Origin of the sequence: Pseudomonas sp. KCJK9058, from assembly GCF_046230975.1 — a bacterium.
Lineage (GTDB): Bacteria > Pseudomonadota > Gammaproteobacteria > Pseudomonadales > Pseudomonadaceae > Aquipseudomonas > Aquipseudomonas alloputida.
This window is the reverse complement of sequence record NZ_JBJJLR010000004.1, coordinates 145,859-169,541: the sequence shown is the minus strand read 5'-3', so window position 1 is coordinate 169,541 and position 23,683 is coordinate 145,859. Positions and strand designations below refer to the sequence as shown.

23 protein-coding genes are annotated in these 23,683 nt (G+C 63.4%); 14 read left to right on the top strand and 9 right to left on the bottom strand.

Going from position 1 to position 23,683, the window contains the following annotated elements; genetic code table 11:
• Positions 1 to 7: 7 nt before the first annotated feature.
• Positions 8 to 724: an LrgB family protein gene (locus tag ACK59Z_RS04695; RefSeq protein ID WP_004576852.1), complete on the bottom strand. Its 717-nt coding sequence runs from the start codon at positions 722 to 724 to the stop codon at positions 8 to 10.
• A complete protein-coding gene (locus ACK59Z_RS04690; RefSeq protein ID WP_012053815.1) occupies positions 721 to 1,083 on the bottom strand; it encodes a CidA/LrgA family protein in 363 nt (120 codons plus the stop codon). The genes ACK59Z_RS04695 and ACK59Z_RS04690 overlap by 4 nt, the downstream gene beginning before the upstream one ends.
• A 143-nt stretch (positions 1,084 to 1,226) precedes the next feature.
• Here ACK59Z_RS04690 and ACK59Z_RS04685 point away from each other — a divergent pair, with 143 nt between their 5' ends.
• The 9 genes from ACK59Z_RS04685 to ACK59Z_RS04645 all read left to right on the top strand — a co-directional run bounded on the left by ACK59Z_RS04685 (position 1,227) and on the right by ACK59Z_RS04645 (position 12,324).
• Complete coding sequence (locus ACK59Z_RS04685; RefSeq protein WP_014861017.1) at positions 1,227 to 1,682, top strand: MaoC family dehydratase; 456 nt, start codon at positions 1,227 to 1,229, stop codon at positions 1,680 to 1,682.
• Positions 1,683 to 1,799: 117 nt separating this feature from the next.
• A complete protein-coding gene (gene prmA, locus ACK59Z_RS04680; RefSeq protein WP_003249700.1) occupies positions 1,800 to 2,678 on the top strand; it encodes a 50S ribosomal protein L11 methyltransferase in 879 nt (292 codons plus the stop codon).
• A gap of 42 nt (positions 2,679 to 2,720) precedes the next feature.
• Complete coding sequence (locus ACK59Z_RS04675; protein WP_108190999.1) at positions 2,721 to 4,076, top strand: DUF3426 domain-containing protein; 1,356 nt, start codon at positions 2,721 to 2,723, stop codon at positions 4,074 to 4,076.
• A 207-nt stretch (positions 4,077 to 4,283) separates the two neighbouring features.
• The gene (gene dusB / locus ACK59Z_RS04670; RefSeq protein ID WP_047604682.1) at positions 4,284 to 5,297 is read left to right on the top strand and encodes a tRNA dihydrouridine synthase DusB; all 1,014 of its coding nucleotides are present in this window, start codon (positions 4,284 to 4,286) and stop codon (positions 5,295 to 5,297) included.
• Complete coding sequence (gene fis / locus ACK59Z_RS04665) at positions 5,294 to 5,614, top strand: DNA-binding transcriptional regulator Fis (protein WP_003249693.1); 321 nt, start codon at positions 5,294 to 5,296, stop codon at positions 5,612 to 5,614. The genes dusB and fis overlap by 4 nt, the downstream gene beginning before the upstream one ends.
• 81 nt (positions 5,615 to 5,695) lie before the next feature.
• A complete protein-coding gene (gene purH / locus ACK59Z_RS04660) occupies positions 5,696 to 7,303 on the top strand; it encodes a bifunctional phosphoribosylaminoimidazolecarboxamide formyltransferase/IMP cyclohydrolase (RefSeq protein ID WP_003249687.1) in 1,608 nt (535 codons plus the stop codon).
• 146 nt (positions 7,304 to 7,449) lie between these two features.
• Positions 7,450 to 8,745, top strand: a complete 1,296-nt coding sequence (gene purD / locus ACK59Z_RS04655) for a phosphoribosylamine--glycine ligase (protein ID WP_003249685.1) — start codon at positions 7,450 to 7,452, stop codon at positions 8,743 to 8,745.
• Between the two features lie 135 nt (positions 8,746 to 8,880).
• A complete protein-coding gene (locus tag ACK59Z_RS04650; RefSeq protein ID WP_014861020.1) occupies positions 8,881 to 11,652 on the top strand; it encodes a hybrid sensor histidine kinase/response regulator in 2,772 nt (923 codons plus the stop codon).
• 75 nt (positions 11,653 to 11,727) lie between these two features.
• On the top strand, positions 11,728 to 12,324 hold the full coding sequence (locus ACK59Z_RS04645; RefSeq protein ID WP_003249681.1) for a MarC family protein: 597 nt from the start codon (positions 11,728 to 11,730) through the stop codon (positions 12,322 to 12,324).
• An 18-nt stretch (positions 12,325 to 12,342) separates the two neighbouring features.
• On the opposite strand, the gene ACK59Z_RS04640 is transcribed toward ACK59Z_RS04645, so the two are convergent.
• The 7 genes from ACK59Z_RS04640 to cobG all read right to left on the bottom strand — a co-directional run bounded on the left by ACK59Z_RS04640 (position 12,343) and on the right by cobG (position 18,901).
• Positions 12,343 to 12,999, bottom strand: a complete 657-nt coding sequence (locus ACK59Z_RS04640; protein ID WP_409292487.1) for a hypothetical protein — start codon at positions 12,997 to 12,999, stop codon at positions 12,343 to 12,345.
• Positions 12,992 to 13,681: a hypothetical protein gene (locus tag ACK59Z_RS04635; RefSeq protein ID WP_070096414.1), complete on the bottom strand. Its 690-nt coding sequence runs from the start codon at positions 13,679 to 13,681 to the stop codon at positions 12,992 to 12,994. Before ACK59Z_RS04635 ends, ACK59Z_RS04640 begins: the two co-directional genes overlap by 8 nt.
• A 51-nt stretch (positions 13,682 to 13,732) precedes the next feature.
• Positions 13,733 to 14,416 carry a hypothetical protein gene (locus ACK59Z_RS04630; protein ID WP_003249674.1) on the bottom strand — a complete coding sequence of 228 codons (684 nt, stop codon included), beginning with the start codon at positions 14,414 to 14,416 and terminating at the stop codon, positions 13,733 to 13,735.
• A gap of 118 nt (positions 14,417 to 14,534) precedes the next feature.
• The gene (gene cobJ, locus ACK59Z_RS04625) at positions 14,535 to 16,232 is read right to left on the bottom strand and encodes a precorrin-3B C(17)-methyltransferase (protein ID WP_108191001.1); all 1,698 of its coding nucleotides are present in this window, start codon (positions 16,230 to 16,232) and stop codon (positions 14,535 to 14,537) included.
• On the bottom strand, positions 16,220 to 16,951 hold the full coding sequence (locus ACK59Z_RS04620) for a precorrin-2 C(20)-methyltransferase (RefSeq protein WP_026031823.1): 732 nt from the start codon (positions 16,949 to 16,951) through the stop codon (positions 16,220 to 16,222). The genes cobJ and ACK59Z_RS04620 overlap by 13 nt, the downstream gene beginning before the upstream one ends.
• The gene (locus ACK59Z_RS04615; RefSeq protein ID WP_003249670.1) at positions 16,951 to 17,577 is read right to left on the bottom strand and encodes a precorrin-8X methylmutase; all 627 of its coding nucleotides are present in this window, start codon (positions 17,575 to 17,577) and stop codon (positions 16,951 to 16,953) included. The genes ACK59Z_RS04620 and ACK59Z_RS04615 overlap by 1 nt, the downstream gene beginning before the upstream one ends.
• A complete protein-coding gene (gene cobG, locus ACK59Z_RS04610; protein WP_181318763.1) occupies positions 17,570 to 18,901 on the bottom strand; it encodes a precorrin-3B synthase in 1,332 nt (443 codons plus the stop codon). Before cobG ends, ACK59Z_RS04615 begins: the two co-directional genes overlap by 8 nt.
• A gap of 243 nt (positions 18,902 to 19,144) precedes the next feature.
• On the opposite strand from cobG, the gene cbiE reads away from it, so the two are divergent.
• The 5 genes from cbiE to ACK59Z_RS04585 all read left to right on the top strand — a co-directional run bounded on the left by cbiE (position 19,145) and on the right by ACK59Z_RS04585 (position 23,606).
• On the top strand, positions 19,145 to 20,356 hold the full coding sequence (gene cbiE / locus ACK59Z_RS04605) for a precorrin-6y C5,15-methyltransferase (decarboxylating) subunit CbiE (RefSeq protein WP_108191003.1): 1,212 nt from the start codon (positions 19,145 to 19,147) through the stop codon (positions 20,354 to 20,356).
• Complete coding sequence (locus ACK59Z_RS04600) at positions 20,349 to 21,443, top strand: cobalt-precorrin-5B (C(1))-methyltransferase (RefSeq protein WP_108191004.1); 1,095 nt, start codon at positions 20,349 to 20,351, stop codon at positions 21,441 to 21,443. Before cbiE ends, ACK59Z_RS04600 begins: the two co-directional genes overlap by 8 nt.
• Positions 21,440 to 22,159 (top strand): cobalt-precorrin-6A reductase, encoded by a 720-nt coding sequence (locus ACK59Z_RS04595; protein WP_108191005.1) that lies wholly within the window; start codon positions 21,440 to 21,442, stop codon positions 22,157 to 22,159. The genes ACK59Z_RS04600 and ACK59Z_RS04595 overlap by 4 nt, the downstream gene beginning before the upstream one ends.
• 128 nt (positions 22,160 to 22,287) lie before the next feature.
• Positions 22,288 to 22,725 carry an NfeD family protein gene (locus tag ACK59Z_RS04590; RefSeq protein WP_049586722.1) on the top strand — a complete coding sequence of 146 codons (438 nt, stop codon included), beginning with the start codon at positions 22,288 to 22,290 and terminating at the stop codon, positions 22,723 to 22,725.
• A gap of 26 nt (positions 22,726 to 22,751) precedes the next feature.
• Entirely contained in the window at positions 22,752 to 23,606 is an 855-nt protein-coding gene (locus ACK59Z_RS04585) for an SPFH domain-containing protein (RefSeq protein ID WP_012053830.1), read from the top strand.
• Positions 23,607 to 23,683 lie beyond the last annotated feature (77 nt).

The following is a 23,683-nucleotide window of genomic DNA, read 5'->3' as shown; positions in this document are numbered from 1 at the left end:
CAATTCCTCAAGCCACCAGGCTGACTGCCAGCGGCAGGAACACCGCTGTAGCCACCCCCATCAGGCTCATCGCCAGCGCGGCAAAGGCGCCGCATTCGTCACTTTCCTGCAGGGCCACCGAAGTGCCCACTGCGTGTGCGGTCACGCCCAGCGACATGCCGCGCGCCTCAGGGCTGTGCACGCCGAAGCGGCTCAGCAACGCCGGGCCGAAGATCGCCCCGATCACCCCGGTAATCAACACGAACACTGCCGCCAGGGCCGCCACGCCGCCAATCTGCTCAGCCACCAGCATGGCGATCGGCGAGGTGACGGACTTCGGCGCCATGGTCATCAGGATCATGTGCTCGGCACCGAACCACCAACCCAGCACCAGGCAGCAGAGCGTGGCAAACAGGCCTCCGACTACCAGCGTAGTAAATGTCGGCCAGAACAGCTGGCGGATACGCCGCAGGTTGAGGTAGAGCGGCACAGCCAGGGCCACCGTAGCGGGCCCCAGCAGGATGTTCATGATTTCGGTGCTTTTGCGGTATTCGCTGTAATCGATACCGCACAGCAGCAACACACCGATCACCAGCAGCATCGACACCAGTACAGGTTGCAGGAAGATCCAGCGGGTTTTCTCGTAGGCTGCCAGCACTACCTGATAGGCCCCCAGCGTGATGCCAATACCGAACAATGGGTGGTGAATGACCGCATCGAGTGCGCCCTGCCAGTCGAGCATCATGGCTGCTCCTCACGCTTGCCCTGGCGCTGGATGAGCTTTTGCATCAGCACACCGACGAACACAAGGGTCACCAGGCAGGAGATCAGCAAGGCCCCGACAATCGCCCAGAAGTCGGCGGCAATGTCCTTGGCATATACCATCACCCCGACTGCCGGCGGTACCAGCAGCAGCGGGAGATAGCGCAGCAAGCTGCTGGCGGCCTCGTTCAGCGGCTTGCCGACCTCACCGCGAGCCATGAGAAAGAGCAGCAGCAACAACAGGCCGATGATCGGCCCGGGCAAAAACGGCACAAACAGGTGATTGATCGCCGTCCCCAGCAGCTGGAACAGTACCAGCCAGGTCAAACCACGCAACAGCATAAGCATCTCCCTCGGGCATGGCCGCCATTATAAGCACGCTCAGCTATAGACCGATATTCGCCGAAAAGCGGGCAACTTGACTGAAACGGTTCGCCGTGCTGATCTTGTACTTTCGTACCAATTGACAACTCGGAGAGTCCGCGATGCCCCATGTACCGGTTACAGAGCTTTCGCAGTACGTTGGCAAGGAGCTGGGCCACTCGGAGTGGGTTAAGATCGACCAGCAGCGCATCAACCTGTTCGCCGAGGCGACCGGCGACTTCCAGTTCATCCATGTCGACCCTGAGAAGGCAGCAAAAACCCCGTTTGGCGGCACGATTGCCCATGGTTTCCTGACCTTGTCGCTGATCCCCAAGCTGATCGAGGACATCCTCGTTCTGCCGCAAGGGCTGAAGATGGTGGTGAACTACGGGCTGGACAGCGTGCGCTTCATTCAGCCGGTCAAGGTCGACAGCCGGGTTCGGCTGAAGATAAAGCTGGGCGAGGTGACCGAGAAAAAACCGGGGCAGTGGCTACTCAAGGCGATTGCCACGCTGGAGATCGAGGGTGAAGAGAAGCCTGCTTATATAGCCGAGTCGCTGTCGCTCTGTTTTGTCTGATACATGCCCGGGGGGCTGCAGTGCAGCCCCCGATCCACAAATCCCCCGCACTCGCGTAAACTGCCAGCCTTCGCGCAGCCTAGGGCTGCCCCTGTCGATTTATCAAAGGTGCCCGCCATGCCCTGGCTGCAAGTACGCCTGGCCATCAGCCCGGAACAAGCCGAAACCTATGAAGATGCGCTGCTTGAAGTAGGCGCCGTCTCGGTCACGTTCATGGATGCCGAAGATCAACCGATCTTCGAACCAGACCTCAACACCACCCCGCTGTGGTCGCACACTCACCTGCTGGCGCTGTTCGAGGCCGATGCCGACCCTGAACAGGTGTTCGCCCACTTGCGCCTGCTGACCGGCGCCGAGCTGCCCGAGCACCAGGCCGAGGTGATCGAGGATCAGGACTGGGAGCGCAGCTGGATGGACAACTTCCAGCCGATGCGCTTCGGCCGCCGCCTGTGGATCGTGCCCAGCTGGCACGATGCCCCGGAAAAGGACGCCGTGAACCTGCTGCTCGACCCGGGCCTGGCCTTTGGCACCGGCACCCACCCCACAACGGCCCTGTGCCTGGAATGGCTCGACGGCCAGCAGCTTGAAGGCACCCAGGTGCTGGACTTTGGCTGCGGTTCGGGCATCCTGGCCATCGCTGCGCTGCTGCTGGGCGCTCGCGAAGCGGTAGGTACCGACATCGACGTGCAGGCCATCGAGGCTTCGCGCGACAACGCCCAACGCAACGGCATTGCCGACGAGAAACTGGCGCTGTACCTGCCCGAACACATGCCGGCGATGCAGGCCGACGTGCTGGTTGCCAACATCCTCGCCGGCCCGCTGGTGTCGCTGGCGCCACAGTTGTCCGGCCTGGTTCGCCCAGGTGGCCTGCTGGCGCTGTCGGGCATCCTCGCCGAGCAAGGTGAAGACGTGGCCGCCGCTTATGCCGCCGACTTTGAACTGGACCCGATCGTCGTGCGCGACGGCTGGGTGCGCATCAGTGGTCGGCGTCGCTAAGCGGGCCTAGAATACTTTTCTGCACAGCTCCCGGATCGCCGCATGACCGACAGTTTCGTCACCCAGTGCCCGCATTGCCAGACCAGCTTTCGCGTCACCCACCACCAGTTGGGCGTGGCGCGTGGCGTGGTGCGCTGCGGTCACTGCCTGCAGGTATTCAATGCCGCCAAGCAGCTGCTGGAGCAAAACCGCGCCGCTACCACAAGCGCCCCCGTGGTGCCGGCACCGGTACCTGCAGTGCCTGCCGAGCCGCTGGCCGAGCTGGCGCCAGAGCCTGCCATCAGTGTACGCGGCACCCCTCCTGACCAGGACTGGGCGCTGACTGCCCAGGCGCTGGACGAGCTCGACCTCGACAAGGAACTGGAGCGCCTGGAGCGTCGCGGCCAACCGGCCCCGACCCACCCGGCCAGCCAGGATGACAAGCTGCAGGCACGGCGCGATGAACTTCACCCGGACGAGCACGCAGAAGACCTTTTCGGTACGGCTACCGATGAGCCCTACGCGCCGCAGGAACCGGCAGAGCCTACCCCGGTGCTACTGGAACCGGAACCTTTGGAGCTGGACCTGGAGCCTGCCCCCGGCGAGCGTACCGAGCCTACCCTGGGCAGCAACCTTGACCTGGACATCGATGGCGAGCCGCCTGTGCACCGTGCGGCCGAACGCGATGACCAGCCCGCATTCAGCGAACCGCTGCGTATCAGCGATGACGAAACCCCGGAAACGGGCCTGAGCGCCCGCGACGACGAGCCACTGGCGCTGCGCCTGTCGGCGCATGACGACGAGCCCGTCGAGCCGCTGCCCGGAGAGCGCTTGGAACCAGGCTTTGCTGGCAAGCCCGAGCGCCCCTCGCGCAAGGAGCCGCTGGTCGATGTGGTCGATGACCCGCTGCAGCTAGGCTGGGAAAAACCCGCACCCAACTGGGGCAAGCGCCTGCTGTGGGGCTTTCTGACCCTGCTGGCTGGCGGCCTGCTGGCGTTCCAGTACGTGTGGTTCCACTTCGACGAAATGGCCCGCCAGGACCAGTATCGGCCGATTTTCCAGCAAATCTGCCCGATGCTCGGCTGCCAGGTCCCTACCCGCGTCGATATTGCACGCATCAAGAGCAGCAATCTGGTGGTGCGCAGCCATCCAGACTTCAAGGGCGCACTCATTGTCGACGCGATCATCTACAACCGCGCACCGTTCGCCCAGCCGTTCCCGTTGCTGGAACTGCGCTTCGCCGATCTCAATGGCCAACTGATCGCCAGCCGTCGCTTCAAGCCCAGCGAGTACCTGTCGGGGGAACTGGCAGGGCGTGGCGAAATGCCCAGCCAGACGCCAATCCACATTGCCCTGGACATCCTCGACCCTGGGCCGAAGGCCGTGAATTACAGCCTGAGCTTCCGTTCGCCGGAGTAGGCGACAAGCGGCCAGCAGCAAGCGACAAGACAAGAAGCCCCAACCGCGACCGCTTTTTGTCCTGTCGCTTGCTGCTTGAAGCACAAAGGCATAAGCCGACAACTGTTCAGATTTTATCCAAATCCATCTTTATCCAGTCATCGAGAGCGGGTATCATGCCAACCCTTTTTCGAACTCCAAGATTCGGCCCCACAACAGGGATCACCTATGTCGGCGGTACGCATCGGCCAATACACACTACGTAACAACCTGATCCTCGCGCCCATGGCCGGGGTCACGGACCAGCCTTTCCGTACACTTTGCCAGCGCCTGGGCGCCGGCATGGTGGTGTCGGAAATGGTAAGCAGCGACATGAGCCTGTGGAACAGCCGCAAGTCGAGCCTGCGCCGCATCCATGAAGGTGATCCCGAGCCACGCTCGGTGCAGATCGCCGGCGGTGATGCGCAGATGATGGCAGCGGCGGCAAAGGCCAATGTCGAAGCGGGTGCCCAGATCATCGACATCAACATGGGCTGTCCGGCAAAAAAAGTCTGCAACAAAGCCGCAGGCTCTGCTTTATTGAGAGATGAAGCCTTGGTCAGCGAGATCCTCCACGCCGTAGTCAGCGCTGTGGACGTACCGGTGACCCTGAAAATCCGCACCGGCTGGGACCGGGCGAACAAGAACGGCCTGAACGTGGCGAAGATCGCCGAACAGGCTGGCATCCAGGCGCTGGCGGTGCATGGCCGCACACGTGCCGACCTGTACACCGGCGAAGCCGAATACGACACCATCGCGGCCATCAAGCAGGCGGTGTCAATCCCGGTTTTTGCCAACGGCGATATCACCTCGCCAGAAAAGGCCCGGGCGGTGCTGGAAACCACCGGGGTCGATGGCCTGTTGATTGGCCGGGCTGCCCAAGGGCGGCCATGGATCTTTCGCGAGATCGAGCATTACCTGCGCACTGGCGAACATCTGCCAGCGCCGCAACTGGACGAAGTGGAACGCATCCTGCTGGAGCATCTGGCCGCGCTGCATGCCTTCTATGGCGATGTGATGGGCGTACGTATCGCCCGCAAGCACGTTGGCTGGTACCTGGCAACACGACCCGGCGGCAAGGAGTTTCGCTCCCGGTTCAACGCTTTGGAAGACACACAAGCGCAGTGCGCCAACGTTCGCGCGTTTTTCAGCGAACGTCGACAGAGCCTTGAGACAGAGGACGGACAAGGGGTGGCCGCATGACGATGATGACCGAGAATTTTGTGAGTGGAACAACGCCCGTGAGCGACAACGCCAACCTGAAACAGCACCTCAACACGCCGAGCGAAGAGGGCCAGACCCTTCGCGACAGCGTCGAGAAGGCGCTGCACAACTACTTCGCCCACCTGGAAGGCGCGACCGTGACGGACGTGTACAACCTGGTGCTCTCCGAAGTCGAGGCGCCCCTGCTCGAAAGCGTGATGAACTACGTGAAGGGCAACCAGACCAAGGCCAGCGAGATGCTCGGGCTGAACCGAGGCACCCTGCGCAAGAAGCTCAAGCAGTACGACTTGTTGTAAGCCAGAATCCCATCCAGAAAAGGCGACTCCCTGAACAGAGGCGCCTTTTTTGCTGACTCCACCGCGTTATTGGAACCCGAAATGACCGACCAGACTACCCGCCTGCCAGTCCGCCGCGCCCTGATCAGCGTCTCCGACAAGACCGGTATCCTCGAATTCGCCCGTGAGCTGCAGCAGCTCGGTGTCGAGATCCTGTCCACCGGCGGCACCTACAAGCTGCTCAAGGACAACGGCGTAAACGCGGTGGAAGTGGCCGACTACACCGGCTTCGCCGAAATGATGGATGGCCGGGTCAAAACCCTGCACCCGAAGATTCACGGCGGTATCCTCGGCCGTCGTGGCACCGACGACGCCATCATGAACGAGCACGGCATCAAGCCGATCGACCTGGTTGCGGTCAACCTGTACCCGTTCGAAGCCACCATTTCCAAGCCTGGCTGTGACCTGCCGACCGCCATCGAGAACATCGACATCGGCGGCCCGACCATGGTCCGTTCGGCAGCCAAGAACCACAAGGACGTGGCCATCGTGGTCAACGCCAGCGACTACGCCGGCATCGTCGAAGGCCTCAAGGCCGGTGGCCTGACCTATGCCCAGCGCTTCGATCTGATGCTCAAGGCGTTCGAGCACACTGCCGCCTACGACGGCATGATCGCCAACTACATGGGCACCATCGACCAGGCCAAGGACACCCTGAGCACCGAGGCGCGCAGCGAATTCCCGCGCACCTTCAACAGCCAGTTCGTCAAGGCACAGGAAATGCGTTATGGCGAGAACCCGCACCAGAGCGCGGCGTTCTATGTCGAAGCCAAGAAAGGCGAAGCCAGCATTTCCACCGCTGTCCAGCTGCAAGGCAAGGAACTGTCATTCAACAACGTGGCCGACACTGACGCCGCGCTGGAATGCGTAAAGAGCTTCGTCAAGCCGGCCTGCGTCATCGTCAAGCACGCCAACCCGTGCGGCGTGGCGGTAGTACCGGAAGACGAAGGCGGCATCCGCAAAGCCTACGACCTGGCTTACGCGACCGACACCGAATCGGCGTTCGGCGGCATCATCGCATTCAACCGCGAACTGGACGGCGAAACCGCCAAGGCCATTGTCGACCGCCAGTTCGTCGAAGTGATCATCGCCCCGAAAATCTCCCAGGCCGCCCGCGACGTAGTGGCTGCCAAACAGAACGTACGTCTGCTGGAGTGCGGCGAGTGGCCAGCCGAGCGCGCTGCCGGTTGGGACTTCAAGCGCGTCAACGGTGGCCTGCTGGTGCAAAGCCGCGATATCGGCATGATCACCGCCGATGACCTGAAGATCGTCACCAAGCGTGCCCCGACCGAGCAAGAGATCCACGACCTGGTATTCGCCTGGAAAGTGGCCAAGTTCGTCAAGTCCAACGCCATTGTCTACGCCAAGCAGCGCCAGACCATCGGCGTCGGCGCCGGCCAGATGAGCCGCGTCAACTCCGCCCGCATCGCTGCAATCAAGGCCGAGCACGCTGGCCTGCAGGTGCAGGGCGCGGTCATGGCGTCGGATGCATTCTTCCCGTTCCGTGACGGCATCGACAATGCAGCTAAAGTGGGTATCAGCGCCGTGATCCAGCCGGGTGGTTCGATGCGTGATGCTGAAGTCATCGCTGCTGCCGACGAGGCCGGCATCGCGATGGTCTTCACTGGCATGCGCCACTTCCGCCACTAATTACGCGGATCCCGAGGCGAGTCGAGATCCTGTGGGAGCGGGCTTGCCCGCGAATACGATGGTGGATTCACCGCCGCATTCGCGGGCAAGCCCGCTCCCACAGTGTTCGGCGCAAGCCACGGGATCACTTGAATCGAGGTTTTGACATGAAAGTTTTGATCATCGGCAGCGGCGGCCGTGAGCACGCCCTGGCCTGGAAAGTCGCCCAGGACCCACGCGTCGAGAAAGTCTTCGTTGCCCCGGGCAACGCCGGTACCGCCATTGAAGCCAAGTGCGAGAACGTCGCCATCGACGTGTGTGCCCTGGAGCAACTGGCCGACTTCGCCGAGAAAAACGTCGACCTGACCATCGTCGGTCCGGAAGCACCGCTGGTTATCGGCGTGGTCGACCTGTTCCGCAGCCGCGGCCTGGACTGCTTCGGCCCAACCAAGGGCGCGGCCCAGCTGGAAGGCTCCAAGGCCTTCACCAAGGATTTCCTGGCACGTCACAAGATCCCGACCGCCGACTACCAGAATTTCACCGAGATCGAGCCAGCGCTGGCCTATCTGCAGGAAAAAGGCGCGCCAATCGTGATCAAGGCCGATGGCCTGGCGGCAGGCAAGGGCGTGATCGTCGCCATGACGCTGGAAGAAGCCGAAGCCGCCGTGCGTGACATGCTGGCTGGCAACGCCTTCGGTGAAGCAGGTTCGCGTGTCGTGATCGAAGAGTTTCTCGACGGCGAAGAAGCCAGCTTCATCGTCATGGTCGACGGCCACAATGTGCTGCCCATGGCCACCAGCCAGGACCACAAGCGCGTCGGCGACCAGGATACCGGCCCGAACACGGGCGGCATGGGCGCCTACTCCCCTGCCCCGGTGGTTACCGCCGACGTGCACCAGCGCGTGATGGACCAGGTGATCTGGCCAACCGTGCGCGGCATGGCCGAGGAAGGCAACGTCTACACCGGCTTCCTCTACGCCGGCCTGATGATCGACAAGGCGGGCAACCCCAAGGTCATCGAGTTCAACTGCCGCTTCGGCGACCCGGAAACCCAGCCGGTCATGCTGCGCCTGGAGTCGAGCCTGGTCCTGCTGGTGGAAGCTGCGTTCGCCAAGGCACTGGACAAGGTCGAAGCACAGTGGGACCCGCGCCCGAGCCTGGGCGTGGTCCTGGCAGCTGGCGGTTACCCGGGCGACTACGCCAAGGGCGACGTGATCAACGGCCTGGACGCTGCCGCCAAGATCGAAGGCAAGGTATTCCATGCCGGTACTGCGCTCAAGGATGGCAAGGTAACCACCAACGGCGGGCGCGTGCTGTGTGCCACCGCCATGGGCAGCACCGTTGCCGACGCGCAGCAGCAGGCTTATCGCCTGGCCAAGGAAGTCAGCTGGAACGGCAGCTTCTACCGTTCCGACATCGGCTATCGGGCCATCGCCCGCGAGCGCGGTGAGCACCAGCAGTAAGTACTACCGGTATGCCGTAGCGGTTTCAGCCTGCGGCATCCGGCTCGTCGACAGGGCCCGGAATGGGCCTTGCCTTCGACTTCGCGCGCCGCGCATAGTGAGTACCCGGCACATCGGCCAAGAAGGGATTTCGTAGTGCGTCGGCTTCGGATTGCCTCAGCTCTGATCGTCAGCTTGCTGACCCTGCTCTGCATGTTTCCGGCTGCGGCCGAACATGACGGAGGCTGGACCGTTCTGCTCGACGAACAGGCCAACCTGCAACTGAGCGATGTGCGCTCCGAGCGCTATCGCAACCAGTTCAGCCCACTGCCTCTCGCCGACCTTGATGCTGCCCCGGCTGGACAGGCCTTGTGGCTGCACTATCGTCTGGCACCAGGTGACCAGGAGCAGCTGCTGCGGGTATTTGCCCCGGACCTTTCTGGCCTGGACCTCTACGCCCTCGAAGGCGAACAACTTCTGCGTCAGCTGCACCACGGGCGCCAGGCCGGCAATGCCAGCCCGACCCTGCGTGGCAGCGACCATGTATTGCCCCTGCCCAACAGCAGGCAACCGCTGGACATCTACTTGCGCCTGGCCTCAGAGCACCAGCTGCGTCCGGCCATCAGCCTTGAACCTGCGGCCGAGGCAGCCTCGGATCAACGCCAGCCGCTGTGGTTCGGCATGCTGTTCGGCGGCCTGATCATGCTGATCATGCACAACCTGATCCGCTTCCTCTACACCCGCTCCAGCACCACCCTGATCCTGGCGCTGTACCACGGCCTGATGCTGCTCAGCGGCCTGATCCTGCTGAACCTCAGCGGCCCTTGGTGGCATGTGTGGCACAGTGCGCAAACGCCTGCCGCCTATCTGACGCTGGTCCTGGCCGGCCTGTCCGGGTTGTATTTCACCCAACATTTCTTTTCGCCGTGCAATTCGCCACGGCTTAACCGCCTGCTGCAGGGTGAGATGCTGATTGTCGGGCTCAGTGGCCTGGTGCTGCTGTTCGTCGATACCCTGCCACTGAACCTGATGACCTACGCCCTGATGGCGCTGGGCAGCGTGAGCATGCTGCTGGTCAGCAGCTACCACTGGTACAAGGGCTATGCACCCGGACGCCTGTTCAGCCTGGCCATGGTGGTGTTCAACCTCGGAGGCCTGGTCCTGCTGCCAGCCCTGCTGGGCCTGACACGCACCTCGACCCCCTGGCTGCTGTGCATCCTGCTGGGCCTGACCGTGGTCAGTGGCCTGCTGCTCAACCTGGCAGTCAGTGAACGGCTGCGGCGCATAAGCGAGGAGCGTTTCAGCGCCAGCCGTGCACTGGCCGCCAGCGATGCAGAAATCAACGCCAAAGCCGAGTTCCTGGCCAAGATCAGCCACGAAATCCGCACCCCGATGAACGGCGTGCTCGGCATGACTGAACTGCTGCTGGGCACACCGCTGTCGGTGAAGCAACGTGACTATGTGCAGACCATCCACAGCGCCGGCAACGAACTGCTGACGCTGATCAACGAAATTCTGGACATTTCCAAGCTGGAATCCCGGCAAATCGAGCTGGATGATGTGCAGTTCGACCTTAACGCGCTGATCGAGGATTGCCTGAACATCTTCCGCGCCAAGGCCGAGCAACAGAACATCGAGCTGATCAGCTTCACCCAGCCACAAGTACCGCGGGTTATCAGCGGAGACCCGACGCGCCTGCGCCAGGCCTTGTCGAGCCTGCTGGAAAACGCCCTGAAAAACACCGACCAGGGCGAGATCCTGCTGGTGGTGGCGCTGGATCAACGCGGCGAGGTGCCACGCCTGCGTATCGCCGTGCAGGACAGCGGTGAACCGTTGCCCGCTGCCGACCGTGAAGCCTTGCTGCAGGCCGAGTTGCACAGCCACCACTTCCTTTCCAGCAACAAGCTGGGCGGCCACCTGGGGCTGGTCATCGCCAAACAGTTGATCGGTCTGATGCAGGGCGAGTTCGGCATCAAGAGCAACACCGGCATGGGCAACACCCTGTGGCTGACCTTGCCGCTGGACCCTTCACGCCTGGAACAGCCACCGGCGGACCTCGACAGCCCGCTGCGCGATGCTCGCGTGCTGGTAGTGGACGACAACGACACGTGCCGCAAGGTGCTTGTACAGCAGTGCAGCGCCTGGGGCATGAACGTCAGCGCGGTGCCGTCGGGCAAGGAGGCTCTGGCCCTTTTGCGCACCAAGGCGCACCTGCGCGACTACTTCGACGCGGTGCTGCTGGACCAGAACATGCCCGGCATGACCGGCATGCAGCTGGCCGCCAAGATCAAGGAAGACCCGAGCCTGAACCACGACATTCTGGTGGTGATGCTCACCGGCATCAGCAATGCGCCGAGCAAAGTCATCGCGCGCAACGCCGGGGTCAAGCGAATACTGGCCAAGCCGGTGGCCGGTTATACGTTGAAGACCACCCTGGCCGAGGAGCTGGCCCAGCGCGGCCGCGAACAGGCGATACCTGCCAGCCTGCCTGGCATCCCGCAGGCGCTGGACCTGCCTGGCGACTTCCGCGTGCTGGTCGCCGAAGACAACAGCATCTCGACCAAGGTGATCCGCAGCATGCTCGGCAAGCTCAACCTCAAGCCCGATACCGCCTGCAATGGCGAAGAGGCCTTGCAGGCGATGAAAGCGCAGCATTATGACCTGGTGTTGATGGACTGCGAGATGCCGATACTGGACGGTTTCTCGGCCACCCAGCAGTTGCGGGCCTGGGAAGCTGACAACCAGCGCCAGCGCACGCCGGTGGTGGCACTGACAGCGCACATACTGGCCGAACACAAGGAGCGCGCGCGGCTGGCAGGCATGGACGGACACATGGCCAAGCCGGTGGAGTTGTCGCAGTTGCGCGAGCTGATTCAATACTGGGCCAATCACCGGGAAGCCAAGGTGGACCCGGCACATACGTCCTGACCGATATCCAATGCTCTTGCAGGAGCGGCCTCGCGACACAAGGCCACGCCGGCATAAACCCAAGGAACACTGCTCATGCTCCATGAGTTGTTCAGCGTCTACCTGAAAATGCTCGTGCTCTACAGCCCGTTCTTCGTGCTGTCGTGTTTCATCAGCCTGACCCGCGGCCACTCCAGCAAGGAGCGCAAGCAACTGGCCTGGAAGGTCGCGTTCGCAGCCTTGGTCGCCAGCGTGATGCTGTACCTGTTCGGGCGGGCGATCTTCGGAATTTTCGGCATCACCGCCGATGCCTTTCGCATCGGTGCCGGCAGCGTGCTGTTCATTTCAGCGCTGGGCATGGCCCAGGGCAAGCCGGCGGTACAGGCCGACAACGTTCAGCAGGATGTGACCATCGTACCGCTGACCATTCCGCTGACCGTTGGCCCCGGTACCATCGGTGCCCTGTTGGTGATGGGGGTAAGCCAGCCGCACTGGGATGAAAAACTGCTGGCCATCGTCAGCATTGCCTTGGCCAGCTTTACCGTAGGCCTGGTGCTGTATCTATCGCACCGTATCGAGCGCCTGCTCGGTGACCAGGGCTTGCAAATCGTCAGCCGCCTGATGGGGCTATTCGTCTGTGCCCTGGCAGCACAGATCATCTTTACCGGGATTCGCGGTTACCTGCTGCCCTGAGCTTTCCAAGCCGGGCGCCTACAATTGCAGCTCAAGGATCGCCTTGCCATTTTGCTTGTCGACACTGGCCTGGGCCCGCTTGCGGTAGTCTTCGCGGAACCCCTGCAAGTTGAAGTGGATCACTTCGACACGCATGTCCAGGAGTTTTACTTCGCTGTTCAACTGCATGAACAGGAAGTCCTTGGAGGTCTTTTTCATCGACATTTCCATGTGGACCAATACCATGTCGATGAAGCCGCTCGACTGCTGAGAGCAAGGCAGCAACTGAAAACGTCCAATAGCTTTCGAGACTGCCCGGGATTCAAACGCGGTCAAGGTCTGGCTGTGATTACGCAGTGCCTGAAGCGACGACTGGGCAGATTGATAATGACCGGCAGAGCCTTTCTGACGAACCTGGGCAAGCGCCTGCTCGGCAAGGCTGGCCCTGTCCGGTCCCGGTCGAGTCGCCGTGGGCGCGAGCTTGCCATCAAAGCCCAGAAACGCAAGGTTACGCCAGTAGTTCCTGAACCAGTCCGGCTCCAGGCCTTCGTTGAAGTCCCCCCAGGCAACTTGCTGGGCAAACGCATTGGCCAACAGGATGTCGTCACGGGCTTCGCGGTTAACACCTGGCAAGAATGACAGCAGGCTGCTGTGGACGAGTTTGCCACTGGCGGCACCTTGATTGAACTCACTCATCTTCGACTCCTGATGTTGTCGCACGTTTGACTTGGCTGCGGTACTGCAATTGCTTGACCTTGATAGCGTCATGCAAGCCCGTACTTATTGAACTGATCACTTTTTCATGGGTGAAATAATTGGCATCGAACTGCTGAGCGGCATGGGCACTTGCAAGATTCAGCGGCTGCCACAGCCAATCCATCGCCAGATGCTCTGCTGTGCTAAAGCCCAACTCGGTACTGATGACGCCTGAATCGGCCAGTATCAGGCGCAACTCCATACGTACATGGCTCATGCCTTTATCGTCCGGGGGCCGAACACATTCGGCCCATAACAACTGTTCTATGGCACCGTCGGGTTGGGCGGAATAGGCGTCGAGGCATGTGGCTACCGGCCCCTGCAGGGCGCTGGGCACACCTGCCAAGAGCTTGGCCCGCAACATGCTCCACGGTTCACAGGCCACTGCGGGTGCAGCAGGCACAGCGCTGGAATGCAAGGTCGCGACAGTGCAGCCGAAGTTACCCTGAATTCGCAGATATTCCTTGTGCCACCCAGCGTCCTGAAGGGCGTGCCCCTTGCTAGCGGTCAAGTAGGCTGCCAGCTGAACATCCAACAGTGCTTCTGCTCGTGAAGCACTGACATTGTTGTCGATCAATACCAGGCTATTGCCGTTCAACCACAACGTGTAATTGGCGTGCATCAGTATGCCCTCCAGGCCCGTCGACGCCGTGTCGACAGGCCAACTTCATCGTCAGAGTTCCAGTGCCAGCAGGACCTGCAGGGCATTGTCGTCAAGTTTGGTTTCTACAATGGCGCGAACTTTGTCGTATTGGCGCTTATCGAAATTCAACACCGCACCACAAGCAAAGTTGGAAGTACCGTTGCTTTCCCACTTGACCAGCAGATAGTTGGCAGCCTTGTCAGGCTTGGCGTCGGTCTGGATCGCACTGACCAGCATCGCCACTTGGCCGCCGTCCGTTTGCTCGCACTTGGCAAGGCTCAGCCCGGTTCGGTCATCTTCGACCGACTTGCGGTCGAGCAACTCGACGTTTTTGGTGCTGGCGGCCAAGGCTGAAACAACCGTTTTGCCGAGATTGTCCAGGGCGGTTGCCACATCGCCAGTGAAAACGCCATATGCCGCCTGCAGGCCCTTGCCCAGCAAGTTGCTGATCTCAAGGCGCATATTGCGTTCAGTGACCTGCTGTACATCGACATTGGTCGGCGCCCAGCCCATCTTCGACATCAGGTAGATGTAGTGTTTGAACCAGAGTTGCGTTTCACGGATAGGGTCATGCTGCTTGTTGGCACCTTGCGTGGCCAGGGCATGACAAGCCTTTGCAGCATCGCGGTTTTGCTCACCCATCAGGTCGGGGAACACGAACAGATTCTTGTCCGGCAGAACCTGAAGCTGCAGCTTCTCTTTATCGGTCGTCATGGGAAAGGTCTCCAGGAAGGGTACGGTTGGAGCCAAATAGCTCCAGCCGCAAACCTACCTGTGACCTTTACCTCAATCTGCCACGAAGCAGTTCCTCATCTGCCCGCGCTGCCGCCGCTTACGGCTTTGCGCCATACCAGCGCGGGGTATAGACCCAAACCCCACCCGCTGCGCGGTCGAAAGTGCAGGTAGTGGAAGACCCAACCAACACCATGGTGCGCATGTCGACCATTTCTGGCAGCAGTTCGGCCAGGGTGACTACCTTCAGTGTCTGCCCCGGCCTACCGATGTCACGGCCAAGGACTACAGGCGTGTTCCCGTCACGGTGGCGGCGCACAACCTCCAGGGCGACACCGAGCTGGTGCGGCCTGGCCTTGGAGATCGGGTTGTAGAAGGCCAGCACCAGGTCGGCCTGGGCAGCCAGGTCCAGGCGCTTTTCAATGATCGACCAGGGCTTGAGGTTGTCCGACAGCGACATCACGCAGAAGTCATGCCCCAGCGGTGCACCTGCCTGGGCGGCGGTTGCCAGCGAGGCTGAAACCCCCGGCAAGATCTGCAGGTCGACGCGATGCCAGGCAGGGTCACTGGATTCGTGCAATGCTTCGAGCACCGCAGCGGCCATGGCGAAAACGCCCGGGTCACCTGACGACACCACCACCACCGAACGGCCTTGGGCTGCCAGTTCGAAGGCATGTCGGGCGCGTTGCATCTCTTCGCGGTTGTCGGTGCAGTGCAGCACCTGGTCGTCGCGGAACGGGCCAGCCATGCGCACGTAGGTTTCGTAACCGAGCACATCTTCGGCCTGCGCCAGTTCGGCCTTAACCGCCGGCACCATCAGTTCCGCCGCACCTGGGCCAAGGCCGATGACCGCCAGGCGACCGCGACGGCGGCCGACCTGCACTACGTCGACCGGGGCAGGCGCCACCGCGACCACGACTTCTTCAAGCGCTATCAACTCGGCATCGGGCACCGCCGCAGCGACCATGCTGGCCACATCGCCAGGGCCGGTGGCAAAGCGCAAGGGGACCCCCAGGGCCTGCGCAGCTTCGTGCAGGGCGCTGTCGGCCATGGTTGCCTCGTCGGCCAGCACGCAGGCTACCGAGGGCTCAGCGATGCCGGCTTGCTGCAGTGCTGCGCGAATACTGTGCAGATTGCCACCTGCAACCCCCACGACCACCTGGCGCGGGTGGATCAGCAGCTCGTCGCGGTTGGCTGGACGCGCCCGATGCCCCACATGGATGGTGCGCTGCGCCGTCTCGCTGGCGGGCAACTGCGCCAGCTGCAGCCACGGTGCGTTACCTTCGATACGCACGGACTCACCTGCCAGCAGGTCGGATACAAAGCGCTTGCCTTGCTCGATATCGGCCAATGCATAGCCCTGCGGCGGGTTCAGCAGGCAAGTACCGAAGCGCAGCTCGCCACTGGTGGTGATGGCCGCGGAAACGCCCAGCGCATCAGCGATTTCCCGCGCCATCACGTTCACCCCACCGAGGCCTCCGAGCAACGGCACTACCGCGCTACCATCCTCGGCCACGGCCAGTACCGGCGGCTCGCTGCCCTTCTCGCAGAGCAGAGCGGCCAGGCTACGGATAACGATACCCGCGGCGCACAACGCAATGATCGGCGTGTCTTGCTGGTACAACCCGCGCAAGGTATCGCCGAACGACACGTACGACTGGTCTGCACCCTCGACACGCCCCTCGAGGCCATGGATCGTGGCCTGCGGATAACAGGCCTGGATACGCTGCGCCGTCGCCAGGCTGCCCGGGCCGAGAATGACGATGGCCGGTGCCCTGTGCATGTTCAGCCCTGCCATTTTTCCCCCGGCACGATGATCAGCGAGAAGTACGGCGACGACTGCGGGTCGACCTGGTCCAGCGGCACGATCTTCTGGTTGGCCATGGTCGCCCGTTCCACATACAGCGCACGCCCATCCAGGCCCAGGTCGGCCAGCACTTCGCGCACCTTGGGGAAGTTGCGCCCAAGTTTCATGATCACCGCTGCATCGGCGTCGGCCAGACGGCGCTTGAGCTCTTCAGCGGGCAACACGCCAGACAACACCGACAGGCTCTGGTTGCGGTACACCAGCGGCGCCCCCAGCACCGAAGCGCCACCGAGCATGGAGCAGACACCGGGAATCACTTCTGCCTCGTAGCGCTGCGCCAGGCGGTCATGTAAGTACATGTAGGAGCCATAGAAGAACGGGTCGCCTTCGCAAATCACCGCCACGTCGCGGCCGGCATCCAGGTGCTCGGCCACCTGTACGCTGGCTTCGTCGTAGAAGTCGCTGATCACTTGCTCATAGGACAGCGGCGCCGGCAGCACTTCGGTGGTGACCGGGTAGACCAGCGGCAGCAGGGTCTGCTCGGGCTGCAGGTGCGCCTCGATAATGCCGAAGGCATTGCCACGCTTGCCCTTGGCCACGAAGTAGCCGACCACCGGCGCCTCACGCAACAGGCGCAGGGCTTTGAGGGTAATCAGTTCAGGATCGCCAGGGCCCACGCCCAGGCCAAGCAGTCGTCCGCGCGGGGCCATCATTCCACCTCCGTGGCCAGGGCGTTGACCGCCGCGGCGGCCATCGCGCTGCCGCCCAGGCGGCCTTGCATGATCACGAACGGCACGCCACGGCTGTCGGCGGCGAGCATGGCCTTGGACTCGGCAGCGCCGACGAAACCGACCGGGAAACCGAGGATCAGCGCGGGCTTGGGCGCGCCGGCATCGAGCATCTCCAACAGGTAGAACAACGCGGTAGGGGCATTGCCGATGACCACCACGCTGCCCTCCAGGTAAGGGCGCCACAGCTCCAGGGCTACGGCGGAGCGTGTGTTGCCAGCGTCTTTGGCCAGGCCCGGCACGCTGGGGTCACGCAGGGTGCAGATGACTTTGTTGTCAGCTGGCAAGCGCGCCCGGGTGATCCCTTCGGCCACCATGTGCGCATCGCAGAGGATCGGCGCGCCGTTGAGCAGCGCCTCGCGCCCGGCCCGGCCGGCACCGTCTGAGAACTGCAGGCCATCGATGGCGTCGACCATGCCACACGCGTGGATCACACGCACGGCGAGCTTTTCAAGGTCTGCGGGGATCCGCTCGAGTCGGGCTTCCTCACGGATGATCCGGAAGGAGTTGCGATAGATCTCCTGACCATCGCGGATGTAGTCAATCATCAAGGTGCTCCGTCGGCAGGTCGAGCATGGCGCCTGCTTCATTCAAGGTAAGGTCGGTGGCGCGCAGGGCACCGAAACCCGGCTGGCGCGCATCACGCAGATACAAGTCGTAACGGCCCGGCGAACGGGCCAGCAAGGTGGCCGGGGCAACATGGGCCACAGCACAGGAACGGGGGCAGCCGGACAGGTGCACGCTGGCCGGCACGCCGGGGCCCAGCAGCGCGGCCAGGACAACGGCGTCAGCCTTGGTCTCGGCAAGGGCCTTGGCGCAGCCGCTGGCACCGGTGCAGGCGCTGATACGCGCCAGGGGTTCACGGTCGTGGCACAGCAACCCCAGCGCAGACAGTTCGGCCAGGGCCTGATCGATGTGCTGCGCTTGCAGGTTGGTCAGCACCAGGCTTTGCCAGGGGCTAAGGCGCATGCTGGCATCGCCCAGTTCACGGGCAATACGTGCGGCGCCACGCAGCATCGCGGGGGTCAGGCGGCCTTGCGGCGGGGCAACGCCAAGGGCAACGCCCTGCGCCTGGGGCAACCTGCCCAACCACGAGGCGCGGTGCTGTTCACGCCGCCATGTGAGCACGGCGGCATCGCGGCGGATGACCAGGCCGAGCCCAGCGACAAAATCAGCTGGCGGGTACACCTCAAGCAGCTGGCGCATGCGCGTCTGCGTCGGGGATGCCAGATCGAGGAAGCGCTCCAGCACGGCGCGCACCAGTATCAGGCCCTGCGCCAGCGGCACCGCACCGAGCGCCTGGCCCTCTGCCGGGCAACCTGCCAGGCCAAACGCCAGCCAGGTCTGCTGGTCCAGGGGCAAGGGCGACAGCCACAGGTCATGAGGGTGCTCGAGCATCGCCAGGCGCTCGCCGGCATCCAGCTGCACAGCGAACTTGGCCGACAGCTGGTGAAAGCGCGGGGTGCCTTCCAACAGGTCGAGGACCTGCCCGGCCAGCGGCCGGGCGTCCAGCAGCATGAGCGGGTCATGCCCGGCCAGCGGGCTGAGCATCACGTTGCGCACATCGTCACCCGCCGCATCGCGTGGTCCCAGGCCGGCTGCGAGCAGTGCCTCGACCAAGGCGCGATGCTCGCTGCCAATGCCGCGAATCTGCAGGTTGCCACGGTTGGTGGCCTCGATCACGCCGCCAGCAAAACGCTCCGCCGCCGCCGCCACGGCTTCAGCCTGCTCGGCCAGCAGCAGGCCACCCGGCAGCTTGATGCGGCAGATACCGCCATCACGGGCACTGACAATGCGCCACAACCCCGGGCAGGCCGAGGGGCGGGGCGATACGTGGGGGGCATGGGCCTGCGTCAAAGGGGCATCCGGCAGTCTGTGAAAATGCGCTTGAGTGTAGAAGGCGCGGTATTATGCCTGCTTTGTCCGGCGGCATGAAAAGCCGGTGGTCGAGCATCCTCGGCGATTAAGTAGAATTTCAGGACCGCGTCGCCTTCTTCGCGGGCTCGCCCGCTTCCACAGGATCACTGCAGGCTGCACAGGCTGCCCTGTATCTGTAGGAGCGGGCTTGCCCGCGAAGGGGCGCGAAGCGGCCCCAAAAATGGCGGATCGAAATACATGACACCCTGGCTGACAGTAGTAGGCATCGGCGAAGACGGCTTCAGCGGCCTGGGCAAACAGGCCCGGCGCGCCCTGCTGGGCGCTGGGCGGGTCTTCGGCAGCCCACGCCAGCTGGCCTTGCTGCCACGTTGCGTGACCGCGGAACAGCTGGCCTGGCCCAGCCCGTTCTCGTTGGCCCCGGTGTTGAACCTGCGCGGCGAGCCGGTGTGCGTGCTGGCCAGCGGTGACCCTATGTTCTACGGCGTCGGTGCCAGCCTGGCGCGCCAGGTGCCTGCTGCAGAAATGCGCGTGCTGTCGATGCCCTCTTCCTGCGCCCTGGCCGCTGCCCGCCTGGGCTGGCCGCTGCAGGACCTGCAGGTGGTGTCGCTGGTGGCCCGCCCCCTGGCAGCGCTCAATGCCCACTTGCACAGCGGCATGCGCCTGCTGGTGCTGAGCAACGATGGCGACAGCCCGGCGGCAATTGCCGCGCAGCTGCGCGGGCAAGGCTTCGGCCCAAGCCGCCTGCAGGTGTTCGAGCACTTGGGGGGCGTGGACGAACGTGCACTGGCCGGCACCGCCCAGGACTGGCCGCACACCGGTATCGCGGCGCTCAACCTGGTCGCCATCGAATGCCTGGCTACGCCCGATGCGCCCCGCCTGCACCGGCTGGCCGGGCTGCCAGACGCCGCATACCGGCACGATGGCCAGTTGACCAAGCGCGATGTCCGCGCCATCACGCTGGCGCGCCTGGCACCGCAACCCGGCGAACTTTTGTGGGATGTCGGTGCGGGCTGCGGCTCGATCGGCATCGAATGGATGCGCGCCCACCCGGCATGCCGCGCCCTGGCCATCGAGGCCGACGAAGGCCGCCAGGGTTTGATCGAGCATAACCGCGATGCATTGGGTGTACCCGGCCTGCAACTGGTTCGCGGCAAGGCGCCAGCGGCGCTGCAAGGCCTGGAACAACCGGATGCAATCTTCATCGGAGGCGGCGTTACCCGCGCAGGTGTACTGGACCTGTGCTGGGCAAGCCTGCGCCCCGGCGGCCGTTTGGTGGCCAACGCCGTCACCCTGCAAAGCGAACTGGCCCTGGCACATTTTCGCGAACAGCACGGTGGTGAGCTGACCCGCATCCATGTCGCTCATGCCCAGCCCTTGGGTGCGTTCGACACCTGGCGCCAGGCGCTGCCGATCACCATTCTGGAAGTACTGAAACCCGCCGATGCGTGAAGAAACCCGCGAACAGCCCGCGCCTCTGCGCAGCGGCCTTACCACTGGCAGTTGCGCCACCGCCACCAGCCTGGCAGCGGCCAAGCTGCTGCTCACCGGGCAGCGTGATGATGCGGTGGACATCACCTTGCCCAAAGGCAAGGTCGTGCAGATGCGCCTGGAATTCTGCCGCCTGATCGGCGAGTGCGCCGAAGCCGGCACCCTCAAGGATGCGGGTGACGACCCGGACGTGACCCACGGTGCCCTGCTCTATAGCCAGGTGCGCCTGCTGGCGGAACCTGGCATTGGTTTTGTCGCTGGCAGCGGCGTGGGCACGGTGACACGCCCGGGGCTGGTGCTGGCGGTGGGTGAACCGGCCATCAACCCGGTGCCTCGGCTCATGATCAGTGAACACCTGCAACGCCTGGCCGACGCGTGCGGCTACCTTGGCGGCTTCGAGGTCACGGTCAATGTGCAAGGTGGTGAGCAACTGGCCCTGAAAACCATGAACCCGCGCCTGGGCATCCTCGGCGGGCTGTCGATCCTCGGCACCAGCGGCATCGTCCGGCCGTTCTCTTGCGCGGCCTACATTGCCTCGATCCACCAAGGCATCGACGTGGCCCACACCAACGGCTACACGCACATAGCCGCGTGCACCGGCAATGCCAGCGAAGACACCATGCGCCGCGTCTACGGCCTGCCGGAAATCGCCCTGATCGAAATGGGCGATTTCGTCGGCGCGGTGCTCAAGCACCTGCGCAAGGTACCGGTGCCGCGCCTGACCCTGTGCGGCGGCTTCGGCAAGATCAGCAAACTGGCCGCCGGGCACATGGACCTGCACAGTCGTCACTCCAGCATCGACTTGCCGCAACTGGCAGGTTGGGCCGCAGACATTGGCGCTGACGAGGCGTTGCAGGCTGCCATCAGCGGCGCCAACACCAGCCAGCAAGCGCTCGCCCTGGCTCATGCGGCCGGCATTGCCCTGGGTGACGCGGTGTGTGCCCACGCCCTGGCCTTCGCCCGTAGCGTCGTGCCGGCGCAGGTGCACGTGGAGGTGTTCGCCATCGACCGCCAAGGCGGCATCGTCGGCCAGGCGGGTGTGCAATGACTGCGCGCATCCTGTTGCTGGGGGGGGTCACTGAAGCCCTGGCGATGGCCCGCCAACTCGGGCCTCGACATGTCTACAGCCTGGCCGGTATCGGCCGCGTGCCGCAGGGCTTGCAATGCCAGGTGCGGGTCGGGGGCTATGGCGGTGTCGAGGGCTTGACCCGTTACCTGCGCGAAGCGGGCATCACCCTGCTGATCGACGCCACCCATCCCTATGCCGCGCAAATCAGCCGCAATGCCGCCAACGCCGCACGCAACGCCGGCATCCCGTGCTGGGCCTTGCGTCGCCCCGCCTGGCAGGCGCAAGCAGGGGACGACTGGCGAGAAGTCGAGGATTGGGCAGGGTTGATCGAAGCACTGAAGCCGTTCCGCAGGCCACTGTTCACGCTAGGACGCGAGCCGCTGCAGCACCTGGACGAGATTCCGCCAGAGCAGTTCTGGACCTTGCGTGCGCTGGAGGCGTGCCCTGGCAACGAGCGCTGTGAAGTGATTGGCGCACGTGGGCCGTTCCATATCGATGATGAGCGGGCGTTGTTCCAGCGCCGCCACATCGATGTGCTGATCAGCAAGAACAGCGGCAGTGTGGCGACCGAGCCGAAGCTGGAGGTAGCGCGGGAGCTTGGCGTGCCGGTGCTTGTCCTGAAACGTCCGGCACTGCCGGAGGTGGACCGGGCATTCGACTCACTGGCGGACCTGGCAACAGCACTCGCCCTCTAGGCGCTGCGCTTTCGCGACACATAGGCACTCCTACAAGGATTTCAGACTTTTCTTCCAACTAACCCAGTGGCCCGTTGCCGCTCTGCTGCCTTAAACTCGACGCCCCTCCCCCGGAAGGTTTCACCCATATGGAAATGCAATGGTGGATCTGGCTGGTCTTCGGCATTGCGCTGATCCTGCTTGAACTGGTCCTCCCAACGTTCTTCATACTCTGGTTCGGCATCGGCGCCGTGCTGGTCTCGCTTATCTCGCTCGCCGCACCCAGCCTGCAACTGGACATGCAGGTCCTGCTGTGGGTACTGCTGTCGTCGGCCACCACCGTGCTGTGGTTCAAAGTGTTCCGGCGCAAGCAGCCGGATGTGCGCTGGACCGCCGACAGCGTGATCGGCGAAGTGGGCCTGCTGACCGCTCCCGTGTCGGAGTTCCAGAAAGGCCGCGTACGCTTCCAGAAGCCGATCCTCGGCAACGAAGAGTGGACCTGCGTCGCCGATAGCCAGATCGCCGCCGGCGAGCGGGTACGCCTGACCGCCATCGAGGGGAACACCGCCCGCGTTATCCGGGCCTGAATCCGCATTAAAAGGAATTTTGCAGCATGACCAGCCTCATCGTCGTCGGCGCCATTGCCCTGTTCGTCCTGATCACCGTGTTCAAGGGGGTGCGCATCGTGCCCCAGGGCGAGGAGTGGATCGTCGAGCGCCTGGGCCGCTACCACAGCACCCTCAAGCCGGGCCTGAACATTGTCATCCCCTACATGGACGTGGTCGCCTACCGCCTGCCGACCAAGGACATCATCCTCGATGTGCAGCAGCAGGAAATCATCACCAAGGACAACGCGGTAATCGTCGCCAACGCCCTGTGTTTCGCCAAGGTAGTCGACCCGCAGAAAGCCTCGTATGGCGTGCAGGACTTCTCGTTCGCCGTCACCAGCCTGACCATGACCTCGCTGCGCGCCATCGTCGGTGCAATGGACCTCGACGAGGCGCTGTCCAGCCGCGAGCAGATCAAGGCCCGTCTGCGCGATGCAATGTCCGAGCAGACCGAAGACTGGGGCGTGACCGTGCGCTCGGTGGAAATTCAAGACATCAAACCTTCGGAAAACATGCAGTTGGCCATGGAACGCCAGGCCGCAGCCGAGCGTGAGCGCAAGGCCGACGTCACCCGCGCCGAAGGGGCCAAACAGGCGGCGATCCTAGAAGCAGAGGCGCGCCTGCAGGCGGCCAGGCTGGATGCCGAGGCGCAGATCAGCCTGGCCGAGGCCTCGGCGCGCTCGATTTCGCTGGTGAAGGAAGCGGTGGGCAACGAGACCGTACCGGCGATGTACCTATTGGGCGAACGCTATGTGGGCGCGATGGAGAACCTGGCGGGCAGCAGCAATGCCAAGGTGGTGGTGTTGCCGGCTGACCTGCAAGAGACCGTGCGCGGGTTGATGGGCCGCAACAAGGTTTGAGAGTGTCGGGGGCGGCCTTGTGTCGCGATGGGCTGCACAGCAGCCCCCATTACCAGGCCAACTGCGTCACTTCACCG

Excerpts from the sequence above, each read along its gene's own strand:
- ACK59Z_RS04615 (WP_003249670.1), bottom strand. The coding sequence starts at position 17,577 with ATGATTGACTACATCCGCGATGGTCAGGAGATCTATCGCAACTCCTTC.
- ACK59Z_RS04620 (WP_026031823.1), bottom strand. The coding sequence starts at position 16,951 with ATGGCCCCGCGCGGACGACTGCTTGGCCTGGGCGTGGGCCCTGGCGAT.
- cbiE (WP_108191003.1), top strand. The coding sequence starts at position 19,145 with ATGACACCCTGGCTGACAGTAGTAGGCATCGGCGAAGACGGCTTCAGC.
- purH (WP_003249687.1), top strand. The coding sequence starts at position 5,696 with ATGACCGACCAGACTACCCGCCTGCCAGTCCGCCGCGCCCTGATCAGC.
- dusB (WP_047604682.1), top strand. The coding sequence starts at position 4,284 with ATGTCGGCGGTACGCATCGGCCAATACACACTACGTAACAACCTGATC.
- ACK59Z_RS04685 (WP_014861017.1), top strand. The coding sequence starts at position 1,227 with ATGCCCCATGTACCGGTTACAGAGCTTTCGCAGTACGTTGGCAAGGAG.
- purD (WP_003249685.1), top strand. The coding sequence starts at position 7,450 with ATGAAAGTTTTGATCATCGGCAGCGGCGGCCGTGAGCACGCCCTGGCC.
- ACK59Z_RS04645 (WP_003249681.1), top strand. The coding sequence starts at position 11,728 with ATGCTCCATGAGTTGTTCAGCGTCTACCTGAAAATGCTCGTGCTCTAC.
- ACK59Z_RS04640 (WP_409292487.1), bottom strand. The coding sequence starts at position 12,999 with ATGAGTGAGTTCAATCAAGGTGCCGCCAGTGGCAAACTCGTCCACAGC.
- ACK59Z_RS04585 (WP_012053830.1), top strand. The coding sequence starts at position 22,752 with ATGACCAGCCTCATCGTCGTCGGCGCCATTGCCCTGTTCGTCCTGATC.
- ACK59Z_RS04675 (WP_108190999.1), top strand. The coding sequence starts at position 2,721 with ATGACCGACAGTTTCGTCACCCAGTGCCCGCATTGCCAGACCAGCTTT.
- ACK59Z_RS04690 (WP_012053815.1), bottom strand. The coding sequence starts at position 1,083 with ATGCTGTTGCGTGGTTTGACCTGGCTGGTACTGTTCCAGCTGCTGGGG.
- cobJ (WP_108191001.1), bottom strand. The coding sequence starts at position 16,232 with ATGGCAGGGCTGAACATGCACAGGGCACCGGCCATCGTCATTCTCGGC.
- fis (WP_003249693.1), top strand. The coding sequence starts at position 5,294 with ATGACGATGATGACCGAGAATTTTGTGAGTGGAACAACGCCCGTGAGC.
- ACK59Z_RS04695 (WP_004576852.1), bottom strand. The coding sequence starts at position 724 with ATGATGCTCGACTGGCAGGGCGCACTCGATGCGGTCATTCACCACCCA.
- ACK59Z_RS04630 (WP_003249674.1), bottom strand. The coding sequence starts at position 14,416 with ATGACGACCGATAAAGAGAAGCTGCAGCTTCAGGTTCTGCCGGACAAG.
- ACK59Z_RS04590 (WP_049586722.1), top strand. The coding sequence starts at position 22,288 with ATGGAAATGCAATGGTGGATCTGGCTGGTCTTCGGCATTGCGCTGATC.
- ACK59Z_RS04600 (WP_108191004.1), top strand. The coding sequence starts at position 20,349 with ATGCGTGAAGAAACCCGCGAACAGCCCGCGCCTCTGCGCAGCGGCCTT.
- prmA (WP_003249700.1), top strand. The coding sequence starts at position 1,800 with ATGCCCTGGCTGCAAGTACGCCTGGCCATCAGCCCGGAACAAGCCGAA.
- ACK59Z_RS04595 (WP_108191005.1), top strand. The coding sequence starts at position 21,440 with ATGACTGCGCGCATCCTGTTGCTGGGGGGGGTCACTGAAGCCCTGGCG.
- ACK59Z_RS04635 (WP_070096414.1), bottom strand. The coding sequence starts at position 13,681 with ATGCACGCCAATTACACGTTGTGGTTGAACGGCAATAGCCTGGTATTG.